The following is a 16721-nucleotide window of genomic DNA, read 5'->3' on the forward strand; positions in this document are numbered from 1 at the left end:
TTGAGGCAAGGTTAGTCGGGAGTGGGTCTTGGGAGATGAGAAGGTACAACATATGGCGGCCGTTGATGCTCATACTGACGGCAATGTTAACGAACAGCCTGGTCACCAATTTGTGTATGCTGTTCGGTGTGGAGGCGGAGACGGCAAGCAATATCGGCTTTGGGGCGATGATTATCGCGGCATTTATCGTATATAGCAGAATGACCCGACATCGGCGGAAGTAAGGCCTGCCTGCCGTGAGGACAGGCGCATTAAGCAGAAGCCGGATGAAATTATGGAGACAGCAGTACCGCATGCAGCGGTGCTGCTTTTTTTGTGATGCTTGAATTGTAAACGCAGTGTAAAACTTTCAGCTTTCATTCAGCTGATTTTCATTGTCCTATCAGATTTCATCTCTATACTTTCCCTATGCAACGGATGATTGCACCGAACGATGAAGAAAGAAGCAGAGGGGAGAATGGACATGGACGGGGCTTTAAAATACCGCAGTGAGCTCAAATATTATATGAACCGTCATCAGCATGCGGTGCTAAGCAGCCGGCTTAAGCCCCTGCTGACTCGGGATGTGCATGCTTCAAGTACCGGGGAGTATCACATTCGCAGCCTGTATTTTGATGATGCCAGCAATACCGCGCTGCACGAGAAGCTAGGGGGGATCTCCAGCCGGGCCAAATACCGCATCCGGATCTACAACTTTCAGGATGACGTGATTCATTTCGAGAAAAAAATCAAGCAGCGGGACTATATTGCCAAGCTGAAGGAGCCGCTGACGCGAGAAATGTTTGACCGGCTCCTGGCTGGAGATATGGAGGTCCTGAACGTGCCAAGCAAGCCGCTGCTGCTAGAGATTTACTATCAGATGAAGCAGCAGCTTCTGGCTCCCAAGGTCATTGTCGACTATGTGCGTGAGCCGTTTGTGTGCCATCACGGCAACGTACGGATTACCTTTGACAAGGAGCTGCGGACCGGCCTGCACCGGACTGATATGTTCAGTCAGGATCTGGCGGCGATTCGCGCGCTGGATGAGGATCTGATGATACTGGAGGTCAAGTATGATGAGTACCTGCCGGAGTATATCCGGGCTGTGCTGCAAACAGAAGGCCTGCAGCGGCAGTCTGCCTCCAAGTATGTCATTTGCCGCAAATATTTGAAGTCGAATACGTGGGAGGATTATTAAGAATGGAAACAACAACGACAACGAATGAGCAGGTTACCTTTTCGGATATGCTCAAGAGCTCTCTGGTGAGCCAGTTTGAATCGGACATTACGATATCGAAGATGCTGATCACGTTTGCGATCGCGTTTGCGATCGGGGTGTTCATTTACTTGCTGTACAAACGGATCTTCAGCGGAGTGCTGTATTCCAAAAGCTTCAACGTTTCCTTGATCGGCATGACCCTGGTTACGGCCCTTGTCATCATGGCCATTAATTCGAATCTCGTGCTGTCTCTCGGTATGGTCGGCGCACTCAGTATTGTCCGGTTCAGAACGCCAATCAAGGATCCAACGGATTTGATCTTCTTGTTCTGGTCTGCTGCGGCAGGTATCGTGGCAGGAGCCGGATTCTACACGCTTGCGATGCTGGGCTCTGTTATTGTGGGCATGGTGCTGCTGGTGTTTATCAAAAACCCGATGCAGGATACGCCATATCTGGTGGTCGTCAATTGCGTGGATGACCAGAGTGAGCGGGAGGTACACGGTAAGGTGCAGTCTCTGGTAAAGCGGTATAACGTGAAACAGAAAACCGTCTCGCCAGGCCAGGTGGAGATGACCCTCGAGGTTCGGCTGAAGGACAAGGAAGGAGCGTTCGTCAACGAACTGATCTCGATCCCCGGGGTGAAGCATGCCGTCCTGATCAGCTATAACGGTGATTATGTATCTTAGAAAAACGAAACGGTGGTGGTCCTCATGTTTTGGAAATCAAAAGCGGCTGTGCCGCTGCTGTGTGCCTTGTTTGCGGTGCTGCTGCTAGCCGGACTGGTCTGGAATGGTGCCTTGACGCCTGCAGCTCAGGCCACCGTGGAAGTGGAGGATGGTGACACTGCAGAAACAGCAACGGCTGTTAGCTCCGGAACGAATGAGGAACAGCTGAGGTCCAGGGTGTTTGTTGAAAACGAGGTGGTGGACGTCAGAATCACAATCGATCCACAGGATTTCGAGGATATGCTGGAGCAGGCTTCAGAGGAAGTGATGAAGACCGCTTCCGTGGAATATAACGGGATCAAGGTGGACAATATCGGTATCCGTACGAAAGGCAATTTAAGCCTTCGCTCGGTGGTAAATATGCCGGATTCTAACCGATACAGCTTCAAGCTGTCGCTGGATGAATATATGTCTTCACAGCATCTGTTCGGCGTGACCAAGATCAATCTCAACAACAACTTCAGTGATGCCTCCTCCATGCGGGAATTTATGACGTATGAGCTCGCGGAAGAGCTGGGTTTGCCGGTACCGGGTCACTCGTATGTTAATGTGTATGTGAATGGTGAGCGTTATGGGACGTATCTTGCGGTGGAGCAGATCGGGAGCGCCTATCTGGAGCGTTATTTCGGGAGCAGTACGGGAGATCTGTATAAATCCGAGATGAGCGGGGCGGGCGGTGATCTGCAGTGGATTAGCGACGATGCAGACGATTACGCGGCTCTGGTCAAAAAATCCGGCGGCAACAGCGATGACGCACTGATTCAAATGCTGGACGAGCTCAATCACGGTACCGATTATGAGTCTGTGCTGGATGTGGAGGCAGGACTGCAATATATTGCTTTGAATGTGGCGGCGAACAATACAGACAGTTATATCGGACAGAACAAGCATAATTACTATTTTTATGATAAAAAGGGAATCTTCACCATCTTGCCATGGGATTATAATCTTGCCTTTGGTCAAGAGGGATATTCGTCGCTGCTCATAGATGAGCCGACCCAAGGCGCCGTAGCGGAGCGTCCGCTCGTGCATCACCTGCTGGAGCAGCCGGAGTATAAGGAGCAATATTATACCTTACTGCAGCAGGCTATTGATAAGGTATTGGCAGCCGATGTATTTGATGCCCGGGTGGATGAGCTGTATGCGCTGATTGCAGAGGACGTGAAGCAGGACCCGAATGCCTTCTACACCTTCGAGCAGTTTCAAGACGGCGTAGAAGCGCTGAAAGCAGTGAATGCCAGCCAGGTCAACATCATCTCAGAGCAGCTGGAAGGAACCCGCCCTTCTTCTGGGGATGGCTCCGGCAGCGGCGGGGGCAGAAATCCGGACGGCATGGATGGCGGTATGGGAATGAGAAACAATGCTGCTGCAGAGGGCAATGCCGAAGATGCCGGCGGCTTCCCCGGTCCTGCTGCTGGAGAAGGAATGCCGCCGGATGGTGCAGGAAGGCCGGGGGCAGGAGAGCAAGGGGCAATGGATCAGCAAGGAGAGCCGGGCGTTCAGGGCCAACAGGGCATGCAGGGCATGGCACCGCCCGGTATGCAGGCTGGAGGCGGCCGGACCGGCTTCGGCGGTCCGGCCATGGAGAACGGCGGGACTGCCGGGAGCACTGCAGAGGCTTTGACGGCTGGAGCTGCATTGCTGCTCCTTATCGGGGGCTGCCTGATGATCCTTTTTTTCAGAAGGAATCGGCTCTAGGAAGCATCATCGTAAAATCGGTTGAGTTTATCGGAAGGAACGCGAAGATTTAAGAGCGGGCAGGACGTATGATGAAATAGCCGGCAACATCAACTATAATGGAGGTCATAACCATGACTGATTCATCGCTGACCCGTGACGAAATTGAATTTTACGAGAAGAATGGCTATATGCTTCATAAGAAACAGCTATTTTCGGCAGACAAGATGCAGGAGCTGAGCAGCATTTTTGAGGAGCAGTGGGAGCTGGTCGGCAAAAAGCTGAACAGTGAGCTGGATACGCCCCATTTTCGGGATGAGAGGCTGCTGAAATTCCTGCTGAGTGATGAAGTGCTGGATCTGGTGGAGCCTATCATTGGCCCGAACATCGGACTGTGGTCCAGTCATTTCATCTGCAAGGAGCCGCTGGTGGGCAGACAGACGCCATGGCATGAAGACTCCGCTTATTGGAAGGGCAGACTGTCCCGTTTTGACAAGATCGTGACCGTGTGGCTCGCCATTGACCACAGCACGAAGGAGAACGGCTGCATGCGAGTCATTCCGGGCACGCATAATAACGGATTTTCTGATTATGAGGCAGTGGACGGAGAGAAGAATATTTTTGATACCGAAATTAAAAATATTGATCCCGATCAAGCTGTATACTTCGAGCTGGAGCCAGGTCAGTGCTCGCTGCACGACTCCCGAATTATTCACGGAGCCGCTGCCAACACAAGCGAGCACCGCCGCTGCGGTTATACCATGCGCTACTTTGCTACCGATGCACAGGTGATTACCGAGAAGAACCATGGCCACCAAATTTGGCTTGCCCGGGGTAAGGACCTCGCTGGCAACTCGTTCGTAAACGCCTAATTTTATGTAGAGGAGGACATCAGATGAAAGAAGCACCCGAGCGTTTATTGGGCAGCTCATTTCTCGATTTGTCCTCCTCTTTTCGTCTGTTCAGGCATGAGATCCGCGATCCCATTGAGACGCATTGGCATGATTTCTTCGAGATGGCGTTTGTGATCTCCGGCTCCGGCTGGCATGTTGTGAACGGGGAGCGGTTTCGTCTGGAACGAGGGATGACCTTTCTGCTGACGACGGCCGACTTTCACGAGATTATTCCCGATGAGCACAGTACGATCGAGCTGTATGATTTCATATTTGAAGGCGGCTTTGTCCGTCCGGGCTTGCTGGAGGAGGTTCTGCGTCATCGAGGATGGCTTCAGTACACCTTCGCCGGGGAGGAAGCCCGGGAGGTGGAGCAGGCCTTTGAACAGATCCGCAAGGAGACGGAGCCAATGCGCTGGGGCAGCCCCATGCTTATACAGGGGTGCTTCGAGCGAATCCTCATCGTAATGGCAAGAGCTTTGCCTGGAGAAGGCCTGAATGCGGCAGGGCCACCACGGAATGATCCCAAGAACAAGCTGCATCCATCCATCGTCAAGGCGGTGGACATGATTCAGTATCATTTTCGCGAGCCCATCCCGCTGAGCACCGCCGCAGCCTATGCAGGCCTTGCACCTAACTATTTCAGTGAGTGCTTTCGCAAGCAGGTCGGCATTCCTTTTCAAGCCTACGTTAATGACAAGCGGCTGCAATTCTCCTCCCGGCTGCTGCTAAGCAGTGATCTGCCGGTGACGGAGATCGGCTTCGCGGCAGGGTTTGGCACGATGACTCACTTCGAGCGCCTGTTTAAGCGCCGCTATGGCTGCTCGCCCAGACAGTTTCGCAAGAACCGGGGCGGTGCGCCTGTTTAGCGCTTCCGGTCTGTATAGCCAGATTCCTCTTTTGCGCCAGTCCCACGTTAATGTACACGAACGATGGAGGCATCCATAATTAAGCTTTCCAAATCGGGTTCCGATGCCAGGAACTCTAAAGCATGATTGAATGCACTTGCTTTCTCACATGTACCTGTTCAAAACATCACCGAATGGGTACACTCGAAAAATCCTCGATTACGAGCTGTCCAACACCCTCAAAAAGGCTTTGTTTTTAATTGCCTCAAATGTGCTCTCAGCCAGTGCTAACCCGAGATAATGAACAGTGACCAGGATTCCCATTTTTCCAATGCTGACTATCTTGAACTGCTTGAAAAAGCAGATGTAAAGATCTCTATGGATGGCAAGGGCCGGGAAACAGATAACAGCCGGACAGTATATTTCCGCACTCTTAAGTACGAACACATCTGTCTCAATGAATTCGAATTCCTCGCGCTCTGCGCAGAGGGACAGCTCGTTGTATTCATTTTACGACCTCATGCATCTCTATTAGGAGCCAAGCCGGATGATTCCACATGCATTGACTTGAACAAATCGCGTATCCACATCCGCTCCCCAGTATTCCAACTTATGTTAAGTACTATGTAACTAGAGAGTCATGTCACATATTTGGTACATTCTTACTATTGTTCATAAATCCATATATGGGTTATATTGTAATTGGGCTCGTGAGGGGAATTGAGGAGGGCTAAATTTGAAATCGACTTTTAAAAAGGTAGTAGGGATTGCTTCAGTTGCTGGACTTCTCTTTGCGTCCGCCAATGTTTATGCCGCTACGGCTACTGCGACCAAACCTGTAAATGACACTTCAACCCATGAAAGTGTTTCTATATCAGGTTTGGGCCAGTATGGTACTTTCGCTACTAGTGTTACAGCGGGTACGGGAACTGGATATGGTAAATTGTACAAATTTATCAGATACTGGCCTGATGACCTGCTCTATACACACACTGTGTACTATAACGGACAACCTTCGCAAAGTACTAGCTATTGGCTGAGTTCAAGTGAAGCTTACAATGTAACAGCTTCAGGTGACAAATCTCTCGGAGTCACATCCAGCATCACGAACTAATTATACAGCTTACTTAATTATACTACCCTTCGAGCCCTTCTTTAAATTACGCTTTAAATTTATTGATTAAGCTCAGGAAGTATGGTGATCTATGGTTTCAACAATCCGCAAACAGTGGCTTCAGCTTTTGAGGTCGCCTCTATGGCTAAGTATATTCGGTTTATGTATAGCGTTATCGATGATCCTCCCGAGATCTAATCTTACGAGTTTTGATGTTTTTCCGGGAATGGTGTATTTTATTATGGCGGCAAGTCTTTTGTTTTTTTTATATGGGGCTGAGGAAGCGCGGTCGGAACAGCGCTGGAACCAGTATGAGCTCGTGCGCACTCTACCCGGTTACACAAGGTATCGCATGGGAAAGTTTGTTTACTGGCTGCTTCTAACAAGCGCTTTTTATCTAATATTCTTTACGGCAGTAAGTTTGTATATTGTTGGAACGCACGGCGGAGGAAGTGCTGAGAAAATCACGCAGGCCTTAGTATATACGTGGTTGTGCTGGTGGTTTCCATTCTTCCTGACTGTTGTTCTGGGATATGTGATTTACTCTCTGCTCAGCAGCCTATACAGTTATGTGCTTATTGTACTGGTTTGGTTTCTGATCATGCCTTATAACACAATGGCATTTGGAGAATTTCTGCCGTTGGAGGTATCAGGCTGGCTGGTGATAGGCGATCCGAATATTGAACAAATTTTTGGTATCTATGACATGGAAAGTCAACAGATAAATATAGGTTTTTATATACAGCGGCTTGCCGCCCTGCTTTTGACAGTTGGCATATACGCGGCGGTAGTGTGGAAAGGTCTGACAAGAAAAATCGCATATATTGTCATGGCTGCGGCTCTTACGCTGCCTGTCGTCTCTTCACATGTTCCCTATTTATCAGGTGGTGACCCGGTGTTGGTTTACCAAGCGGCTGCGCCGCTAAATGAGGAAGAGCTGAAATATGCGATCGATAACGTCGAAATCAGACTTGAGCATGGGCGAAGCAATCATGATCTGTCTTATGTCTATGAAGTGGATATAAAGGCTGAGGTTGACGTAATCACACTGGCGCTTTTGGATGATTTTCAAGTGGTGGAAGCGAGGTTCGGAGACCTGCTTATCCCGGTTTCTCAGCAAGAGGGTCAACTTAAATTAAAGCTGCCTGCGGCTGAAGGAAGATTGATGCTTAGCTTGGTTACTCACACTTACGCTTCTGTGGGACCTAGTTTCTTTGAGCTGCCCTCGGCATTACCCTGGTACCCTATGCATCCGCTTGAGGCTGCGGATCCGTATCACCATGGCCTTAAGGAAACATATCGGTTGGATTTGAAGGGGTTAGATCATAAACTAGTTTGGACAAATCTGTCTGCCTTGGGAGATGGGATGTGGGAAGGAAAAGCATACGGACCGACGATTATTTACGGCGCCTATAAGAAGGCAGGAGAGATTATAAGCCCAGCTTTTAAGGATAGGCGGTCTGTGGAACGTGGCCATAACGAGCTGGCACGCTTGGTCGAGGAAGCGAAGGAGAGGCTTGGTGCAGGAGCGGAGTTGCCTGTCCGCGGTTATATGATCACAACCATGCAGCAGTTCACCGCCAATCCCGATGAATTCTTCGTGTACCAGGATGAGAGGCTGCTTCAGTCTGAATCCTTATTGAACGTCATGTTCTTAAGGGGATCGGAAACAGGAGGTAGCGGGATGAAGGATACCCGGCTGTTTGCAGCCCTGTATTTCGGTAACATGAAGAATCCCTCGACGGATATTTACTATAAATCTATCTTCGGAGAAGATGTTGTGAAACGTATCCGCACGGTATATATGGAGCTGCCAGAGCAGGAGAAGGAACAGATGCTCCGGATGTGGTATCAACAAACCGGCGGTCTTCTGACACCTGAACGTATAATGAAGGATTTGGAGGGGAAAACAAATGCTGGTGGCTGAACAGCTGACAAAGCGCTATGGATCCAAGACAGCCTTGCAGGAAGCGACCTTCACACTGGAGAAAGGGATAACCGGCCTGCTGGGTCCAAACGGAGCCGGAAAAACAACGCTGCTGCGCATCCTCGCTACCTATCATAAGGCTAGTGGGGGAAGGCTGTTGCTGAACGGGGTAGAATGGACCTCAGCCAATATGGAGAAGCTTCGCGCGGACATTGGCTACTTGCCGCAGCACATCGGATTATTTCCCTCTCTGACAGTTACGGAGTATCTGGACTATATCGCAAGTATGCGGGGAATGAACAGTAGCAGCATCAATAAACGAATGAATGAAGTGTTGAGAGAGGTTAATCTGGAAGAGGTGGGGAGGGAGAAGGTTCGTTCACTTTCTGGAGGCATGAAACAGCGGCTGGGCATTGCGCAAGCAATAATTCATGAGCCTGCGCTTCTGCTTGTGGATGAACCGACCGCAGGTCTTGATCCTGAGGAGAGGATCCGTTTCCGGAATCTGATTAAACGGCTGGGTCACAGCAGAGCGGTTCTTCTATCCACCCATATAACGGAAGATGTGTCCGTAACCTGTGACCGTGTACTGCTGATGAACAAGGGCTGGCTTCAATCACATGACCATGTGCGTGAGGTAGTGGCATATGCGGCAGGCAGCGTGTGGGGACTTCAGACTGAACAGGGGAAGTACGAGCAGCTCCGCAGCGATCCATCCGTTTTTATTACCGACCTGAAAGAGCAGCAGGAAGGGCTCTATCATATACGGGTGGTTGCGGCCTCCAAGCCTTCGGAAGATGCGCAGCCGTTGCAGCCTACATTGGAGGAGGGCTATATGGTTTGGTTAAACAGGAAGTAATACAGTGGCGATTTGTGTGGAAAACACAGCGACCGTTGCTGTTAATTCCGATTATGCTGTGGCTGGTTGTCATTTTAGCTGGCTCTTCATCGCAGCAGCTTGCCAAAGATTTGGCCGTATTTTTGCTGTACCCAAGCCTGGCCTTCCCGGTGGTTGGACTGATGTCGTCTATCGGATCAGCTTATCAGAAGGAGCTGTGGATCACGCTGCCCGTATCGCCATGGCGTGCAGGCGCTGTACGTCCACTTCTAATGAGCTTGTTGTATGCAGGTTTGTTCACATCTGTGCTTCACCGTTATTACACGCCTGCGCAGGTGGCAGGAGGATGCATCTCGGTTCTTATGTACATGCTGCTTATCGCCCTGATTACCACACTTTTTAAGAATAGTGCATTCGGTCTTTGCGGCGGGTTGATTTTTCTTTTTTTCGGATTGTTTACCGGCGGGAGCGGGCAGGGACCTCTCTACCTCATGCAATGGTACCGCCAGGTTACAGGGCTACCCTCGGACGTTTACCTGCTTGAGCAAGGAGTTTTTTGTCTGGTGGCCCTGTTCGGGACTGTACAGCTAATCCGCTTTCGAGAGCGGTTCCATTTGCTGAAAGATTGAAGGAAGAGCAACAGCTGGTTGAAAGCCTGTTGGCGGAATTATGGCCGATGGGCTGTTTTTGCTATGTCGACATAAGGTAATATCGTCCGGAAGGAATACAATGACTCCAAACCCGCCGCCTGCCTTCACCCCGCCGCGAATTCCACAAATCCCGGTTAATTATCCCTCTGCCTGTTTACAATACCCGTAACGGATGCTTGACACACATATGAATAAAGAGGTGTTGGTAGGATGTGGTTCTCGGAAACAAGAGAAGCAGTGCTGGAGAAGCTAAACGTAGATCCTGCCAAGGGACTGAGCGCGGAGGAAGCCGCAGCCAGGCGAGAGCAGCATGGCCCGAACCGGCTGAAGGGAAAGCCGAAGAAGAGTGTGGCGGCCCTGTTTTTTGCCCAGTTGAAGGATATGCTTATCTACGTCCTCCTCGGCGCCGCGGTCGTCACGCTGATCGTTGGCGAGTATATGGATGCTGTAATCATTCTGGCGGTGGTGCTGCTGAATGCAGCAATCGGAGTATTTCAGGAGCAGAAGGCGGAAAAAGCCATTGAGGCGCTGCAGCAAATGACTGCCCCGAGATCCCTGGTTCGCCGGGACGGGGCTGTGAAGGAAATCGACTCCGTCAACCTCGTGCCGGGAGATGTGGTCATCCTGGATGCAGGCAGATTCATCCCCGCCGACGTCCGGCTGCTGGACAGCGCGAATCTGCAGATTGAGGAATCCGCGTTGACCGGAGAGTCGGTGCCTTCGGACAAGCACGCAGAAGCCGTGCACGAGCATCCCAAGACACCGGTGGGAGACCGCTCCAACATGGCGTTCATGTCCACCCTGGTCACTTACGGACGCGGCGAAGGAGTCGTGGTCGGCACGGCAATGGACACCGAGATGGGCAAAATCGCTCAGGCGCTGGACACCGACGAGCAGAAGCTGACCCCACTGCAGCAGAAGCTGGAGGAGCTTGGCAGGTTTCTGGGCTATATTGCCATCGGGGTGTGCGTGCTTATCTTCGTGATCGGCCTTATCCAGGGCCGGGAGCTGTTCGAGCTGTTCCTGACAGCGATCAGCCTTGCAGTGGCGGCTATTCCGGAAGGACTTCCGGCGATTGTAGCAATCGTGCTGTCGCTTGGCGTCACACGAATGTCCAAGATCAACGCTATCGTCAAAAAGCTCCCTGCCGTCGAAACGCTCGGCTCGGTTAACATTATCTGCTCCGACAAGACGGGAACGCTGACCCAGAACAAAATGACCGTCGTAAAGCGCTATAGTATACCGGAGGCTCACCCGGAAACTCAGCAGGACATGCTGCGGGCCTTTGTCCTGTGCAGTGATGCCAGCATTCATGATGGCGAGGCTACCGGCGATCCTACCGAGATTGCACTGGTGTATGAAGGAGAAGAGCAGGGGTTATCCAAAAGAAACCTCGAAACGGAATTCAAGCGTGTATCCGAGAGGCCGTTTGATTCCGACCGCAAGCTCATGTCTACGCTAAACACGGTCCCGGGCGGGTTCCGGGTTCACACAAAGGGCGCGATCGACCAGCTGCTGCGTATCTCCACCTCTGCCAGGATTGGCGGAGAAACGGTACCGATGACAGAGGCGCTGAAGCAGCAGTATTTGCAGGCGGCTGAAGAAATGTCTGATCAGGCACTCCGGGTTCTGGCCGCGGCCTTTAAGGACAGCCCCTCCAGAGTGGAGCCGCAGGACATGGAACAGGACTTAACCTTCCTCGGCTTTGTCGGCATGATCGATCCGCCGCGGACCGAGGTGAAGGATTCCATCCGCGAGGCCAAAATGGCCGGCATTACACCGGTCATGATCACCGGGGACCACAAGAATACGGCGGTTGCTATTGCGAGAGAGCTGGACATTGCGAAGGATCTCAGCCAGAGCATGACCGGAGCCGAGATCGACGAGCTGTCCGAAGAACAGTTCGCGAGCCGCATCAAGGATGTGCGCGTCTTTGCCCGCGTGTCTCCCGAGCACAAGGTCAAGATTGTGAAGGCGCTGCGGGCGCAGGGCAATATCGTTTCCATGACCGGCGACGGCGTCAATGACGCACCTTCTCTCAAAAATGCAGACATCGGGGTTGCCATGGGCATCACCGGCACGGATGTATCCAAGGGCGCCAGTGATATGATTTTAACCGATGACAACTTTACGACGATTGTGCACGCCATCCGGGAAGGGCGGAACATTTATGGAAATATCCGCAAGACCGTCACCTTCCTGCTGTCATGTAACTTCGGGGAGGTCGTGGCCATTCTCGCCTCCATCCTGTTCTTCTGGCCGCTGCCGCTGCTGGCGACACAGATTTTGTGGATCAACCTGGTTACGGACACTTTGCCCGCCATCGCGCTGGGTATAGATCCCGGTGAGAAGGATATTATGAAGAAGAAGCCGCGTGATCCGAAGGAGAGCTTCTTCGCCGGCGGCGCCGCTGTGAATGCTGTGCTGGGCGGGCTGCTGATCGGAAGCCTGACACTGCTGGCTTTTTATCTCGGCCTGCGGGAGTTTGGCTACAGCCTGGGAGATTCCGATATCCCGGATGATGCCATGACCTATGCGCGGACGATGGCTTTTGTCGTTCTGGCTGCGTCACAGCTGTTTTACGCATTTACGAAGCGGAGCGCGACCAAGTCGATTTTTCAAATCGGAGTCTTCTCCAATAAATATCTGGTGGGGGCGGTGCTGGCCGGCCTGGTGCTGCAGTTCATCTCCATCAGCGTACCCGTGCTCGCGGCAGCCTTCAAGGTGCAGAACCTGAGCCTCTCCGATTGGGGACTGGTCATTGGTCTGGCGCTCATTCCGCTGATCATCAACGAAATCATCAAGCTGTTGACCAGGCAAATCCGCAAGCCGGAGCGAGCAGCCTGAGGAAGCATCTGGTCGGTTGCTTGCTGTTCGGAATCTGCTATTTACTCCTCCAACGTTTTACCGCGTTAAAGGTGCATTTGGCTTGAAAGACGAACATTTAAGTTGAAAAGCGGTACATTTATTAATATATTGTAAATAGGACAAACATCGCGTTGTCAGCAAATTATCTAGGAGGGTCTTCCCATATGAAAAAAGGGGTCATGTCTTTAATCAGTCTCGCACTGTCGGTTACCATGCTTGCAGGCTGCGGAAGTAAACCGGAGGAAGGTGCAACCAGCGGAGCTGGAGGAGAAGCACCGAAAGCTAGCTTTACGGTAGGAATGGTTACGGACGCAGGCACCATTGATGATAAGTCCTTTAACCAGGGCACTTATGAGGGAATCAAGAGAGCAAGCGAGGAGTTCGGCATCGAGATGAAATATCTCAAGCCGGCGGGCACGACAGAGGCGGAGTATACGAAGGAGATCGGCAATCTGTATGATGCAGACTATAGACTCATTGTGACACCAGGCTTCAAGTTCGAAACGGCGATTTTCAAGGCGCAGGAGAAGTATAAGGATGCGAAGTTTGTTCTGATCGACGGCGCTCCGAATTCCGGAGAGCAGGGCGCGGCGCCCGTCGTAGCTGAGAACACAGTTTCTATCTTCTTCGCGGAGCAGGAATCCGGCTTCCTCGCAGGTGTTGCCTCTGCGCTGCAGCTGAAGGAAGGCGAAGCCGGCTTCATCGGCGGCATTCAGATTCCACCGGTACAGAAGTTCAACTGGGGCTTCCAGCAGGGCCTGAGCTACGCCAATGAGAACCTCGGCACAAACGTAACGATCAAGAAGGAGAATGTCGTATACCAAGGCACCTTCGATAACGTAGCAGCAGGCGGACAGCTTGCGGCACAAATGTATGACCGCGGCGTGGATGTTGTCTTCGCGGCAGCCGGCGGTGTGGGTGTCGGTGCCATTCAAGAGGCAGTAACCCGCGCGAAGGGCGGAGAAGCGGTATGGATGGTCGGCGTTGACGTAGACCAGTATGAGGATGGAGCATACGGAGACGGCAAGTCCGTCGTGCTGACCTCGGCGGTGAAGAAGGTGGACCAGGCTGCCTACGATATGATCAAGGCAGAGATGGACGGCACCTTCCCGGGCGGACAGACTCTTACGCTGGATGCAAAGTCTGACGGTGTAGGCCTGCCGGAAGAGAACCCGAACCTGAGCGAGGACGTGATGAAGCAGGTAGAGGAAGTTCTCGGCAAAATCAAATCCGGTGAGATTACGGTATCTGCAGAGCAGGGCGACCTGATCCAGTAATCCAGTCAACCCGCAACAAAAAAGACGGAGAAGCTATCCGTCTTTTTTGTTGAGAGTAAGAAACAGAGCTTATGGATGCTGAAGACTCCCCGGCCTTCGGGGATGAAGAAGGAGAGAGCCGAACCTATGGACTACGTTGTCGAGATGGAGGGCATCCGAAAGGAATTCACGGGCATCGTTGCCAACGACGATATTACACTCAGATTACGAAAAGGGGAGATTCACGCTCTGCTCGGGGAAAACGGCGCAGGCAAATCGACCCTGATGAGCATTCTGTTCGGGATGTATCAGCCGGATCGCGGCCGGATTCTGGTCGAGGGTAAGGAAGTGCGGATCACGAGCCCGAACGTTGCGAACAAGCTGGGCATTGGCATGGTGCATCAGCACTTTAAGCTGGTCGAGCCGTTTACCGTAACGGAGAATATTATTTTGGGCTATGAAACCCGCAAGTTCGGACTGTTCATGGATACAGACAAGGCCGCGAAGCGGGTCGGGGAGCTGTCGAAGCAGTACGGCCTGAACGTGGACCCTTATGCGAAGATTGAGGATATTTCGGTCGGGATGCAGCAGCGGGTGGAGATTCTGAAGATGCTTTACCGCAATGCAGATGTGCTTATCTTTGACGAGCCGACGGCGGTGCTGACTCCTCAGGAGATTACCGATCTCCAGGAAATCATGAAGAACCTGACCAAGGAAGGCAAGTCCATCATTCTTATCACCCATAAGCTGAAGGAGATCAAGGCAGTGGCAGACCGCTGCACCGTCATCCGGCGCGGCAAGACGATCGGCACCGTGGATGTGGCGGAGACGAGCCGGGAGGCCATGGCGGAGATGATGGTCGGCCGCAGCGTATCCTTCAAGGTGGATAAGACCGCGAGCGCTCCGGGAGCTGCCGTGCTGGAGGTGTCGTCTCTGACGGTGAAGAACAGCAAGAAGGTAGAAGCGCTGAAGCGCTTTAGCCTGAGCGTTCACGCCGGCGAGATTGTCGGCATTGCAGGCGTGGACGGCAATGGCCAGACCGAGCTCATCGAGGCCATTACCGGCCTGCAGAAGGCCGAGAGCGGCGAGGTGCTGCTGAGCGGCAAGCCGATTCACGAGCTGTCGATCCGGGAGCGGAATGACAGAGGCATCGGGCATATTCCGGAGGACCGCCACAAGCGCGGGCTTGTGCTGGATTACAGCCTGGAAGAGAATATGATGCTGGAAGTTTACAACCGGCCGCCATTTTCCCGGAATGGATTGCTGAAGCCGAGCGCGATGCGGGAGCATGCGGAGCATATTATTGAGAGCTTTGACGTGCGCTCTGGCAGCGGTGTCCGCTCTGTGGCCCGCTCGCTGTCCGGGGGGAACCAGCAGAAGGCTATTATCGGACGTGAGGTGGAGCGTGATCCCGATCTCCTCATCGCTGTGCAGCCCACACGGGGTCTGGACGTAGGATCGATTGAATACATTCACCGCCGCCTGGTAGAGCAGCGCGATAAAGGGAAAGCCGTGCTGCTCGTCTCGCTGGAGCTTGATGAAATTCTGAATCTCTCTGACCGCATTGCGGTCATTAACAGCGGGGAGCTGGTCGGCATCGTGAACGCTTCCGAAACGAATGAACAGGAGCTGGGCCTGATGATGGCCGGTTATGGCAAAGAGGAGGGCAGCGCATGAACAACAGTATAAAATCGTTTGTCGCCGTCCTGCTCGGACTGCTGGCCGGAGTTCTGCTCATGGCTGTAACCGGTCACAACCCGGTGGAAGGCTTTAAATATCTGATCGAGGGCGGCCTGAAAAATCCAGAGCGGATCGGGAACACCCTCGCTACCGCCACCCCGCTCATTCTGACAGGCCTGTCCGTCGCGTTCGCGTTCCGCACCGGCCTCTTCAATATCGGGGCCGCGGGGCAGATGCTGTTTGGCGGCTTCTGTGCAACGGCGGTCGGCCACTGGCTGGACTTGCCCCGCGCCCTTCTTCTGGTCGTCATTGTGCTGGCCGGCTTTATCGGCGGGGCGCTGTGGGCGCTGGTGCCGGGCATTCTAAAGGCCCGGTACAACGTGCATGAGGTGGTCAGCACCATTATGATGAACTGGATTGCCTACTGGATTGTGTTCTATGCGGTGCCTTCCTACTTCAAGGGAAGCAGCGAGACAGAATCCCGGCAGCTTCCGGCCAATGCCCTGCTCCAGCAGCAGGGGCTTAGCGATTTGTTTCAAGGCTCCTACATCAATCTGGGCCTGTTCGTCGCCTTGATCAGTGTTGTTCTGGTGGCCTTCCTGATTCAAAAAACAACGCTCGGCTACGAGCTGAAGGCAGTCGGCTTTAACCGTCATGCGGCAGAGTATGCCGGCATCGGGGTGCAGCGGAGCATCGTGCTGTCGATGTTTATCTCCGGCGGCATCGCAGGCCTTGCGGGAGTAACCCAGTATACGGGCAATGCCTCAAGCATTCAGATCGGCATCCTGCCGAGCCAGGGCTTTGACGGCATTGCCGTTGCACTGCTGGGTGCCAACGCACCGCTCGGCGTGCTGCTGGCTGCTATTTTCTTCGGCCTGCTTTACTCTGGCCGGGGCTTTATGAACGCCATGACCGATATACCGCCGGAAATTGCGGATTCGATCATCGCGATTATTATTTATTTTGCAGCGACGAGCATTCTCGTGGATCGCTTGTATCGTAAATACAAATCACGCCGTGCGGCGAACAAGAAGCAGGGGGGCTGAA

Annotated in this window: 14 protein-coding genes; all 14 read left to right on the forward strand. The window is 52.7% G+C overall.

What is annotated here, in order from left to right:
- Positions 1 to 83 precede the first annotated feature (83 nt).
- The 14 genes from E6C60_RS01720 (at position 84) to E6C60_RS01785 (ending at position 16720) form a co-directional block, all read left to right on the forward strand.
- The gene (locus E6C60_RS01720; protein ID WP_233281098.1) at positions 84 to 224 is read left to right on the forward strand and encodes a hypothetical protein; all 141 of its coding nucleotides are present in this window, start codon (positions 84 to 86) and stop codon (positions 222 to 224) included.
- A gap of 239 nt (positions 225 to 463) precedes the next feature.
- Complete coding sequence (locus E6C60_RS01725) at positions 464 to 1177, forward strand: polyphosphate polymerase domain-containing protein (RefSeq protein WP_138227571.1); 714 nt, start codon at positions 464 to 466, stop codon at positions 1175 to 1177.
- Positions 1178 to 1179: 2 nt separating this feature from the next.
- On the forward strand, positions 1180 to 1884 hold the full coding sequence (locus tag E6C60_RS01730) for a DUF4956 domain-containing protein (protein WP_138224178.1): 705 nt from the start codon (positions 1180 to 1182) through the stop codon (positions 1882 to 1884).
- 24 nt (positions 1885 to 1908) lie between these two features.
- Positions 1909 to 3621: a CotH kinase family protein gene (locus E6C60_RS01735; RefSeq protein ID WP_138224179.1), complete on the forward strand. Its 1713-nt coding sequence runs from the start codon at positions 1909 to 1911 to the stop codon at positions 3619 to 3621.
- Between the two features lie 113 nt (positions 3622 to 3734).
- Positions 3735 to 4472 (forward strand): phytanoyl-CoA dioxygenase family protein, encoded by a 738-nt coding sequence (locus tag E6C60_RS01740; protein WP_138224180.1) that lies wholly within the window; start codon positions 3735 to 3737, stop codon positions 4470 to 4472.
- 23 nt (positions 4473 to 4495) lie between these two features.
- Positions 4496 to 5362, forward strand: coding sequence for a helix-turn-helix transcriptional regulator (locus tag E6C60_RS01745; protein WP_138224181.1), 867 nt, complete (start codon positions 4496 to 4498; stop codon positions 5360 to 5362).
- A gap of 715 nt (positions 5363 to 6077) precedes the next feature.
- Positions 6078 to 6455 carry a hypothetical protein gene (locus E6C60_RS01750; RefSeq protein ID WP_138224182.1) on the forward strand — a complete coding sequence of 126 codons (378 nt, stop codon included), beginning with the start codon at positions 6078 to 6080 and terminating at the stop codon, positions 6453 to 6455.
- A gap of 226 nt (positions 6456 to 6681) precedes the next feature.
- Entirely contained in the window at positions 6682 to 8382 is a 1701-nt protein-coding gene (locus tag E6C60_RS01755) for a hypothetical protein (protein WP_217496367.1), read from the forward strand.
- Positions 8369 to 9241 carry an ABC transporter ATP-binding protein gene (locus tag E6C60_RS01760; protein ID WP_138224184.1) on the forward strand — a complete coding sequence of 291 codons (873 nt, stop codon included), beginning with the start codon at positions 8369 to 8371 and terminating at the stop codon, positions 9239 to 9241. The genes E6C60_RS01755 and E6C60_RS01760 overlap by 14 nt, the downstream gene beginning before the upstream one ends.
- A complete protein-coding gene (locus tag E6C60_RS01765) occupies positions 9223 to 9849 on the forward strand; it encodes a hypothetical protein (RefSeq protein WP_138224185.1) in 627 nt (208 codons plus the stop codon). Before E6C60_RS01760 ends, E6C60_RS01765 begins: the two co-directional genes overlap by 19 nt.
- Positions 9850 to 10080: 231 nt before the next feature.
- Positions 10081 to 12717 (forward strand): cation-translocating P-type ATPase, encoded by a 2637-nt coding sequence (locus tag E6C60_RS01770; protein WP_138224186.1) that lies wholly within the window; start codon positions 10081 to 10083, stop codon positions 12715 to 12717.
- Between the two features lie 185 nt (positions 12718 to 12902).
- Positions 12903 to 14015 (forward strand): BMP family lipoprotein, encoded by a 1113-nt coding sequence (locus E6C60_RS01775; protein ID WP_138224187.1) that lies wholly within the window; start codon positions 12903 to 12905, stop codon positions 14013 to 14015.
- A 126-nt stretch (positions 14016 to 14141) separates the two neighbouring features.
- Positions 14142 to 15671, forward strand: a complete 1530-nt coding sequence (locus E6C60_RS01780) for an ABC transporter ATP-binding protein (protein ID WP_138224188.1) — start codon at positions 14142 to 14144, stop codon at positions 15669 to 15671.
- Positions 15668 to 16720, forward strand: coding sequence for an ABC transporter permease (locus E6C60_RS01785; RefSeq protein ID WP_138224189.1), 1053 nt, complete (start codon positions 15668 to 15670; stop codon positions 16718 to 16720). The genes E6C60_RS01780 and E6C60_RS01785 overlap by 4 nt, the downstream gene beginning before the upstream one ends.
- Position 16721 lies beyond the last annotated feature (1 nt).

The sequence above is a fragment of the Paenibacillus algicola genome (assembly GCF_005577435.1).
Taxonomy (GTDB): Bacteria; Bacillota; Bacilli; order Paenibacillales; family Paenibacillaceae; genus Paenibacillus_AQ; species Paenibacillus_AQ algicola.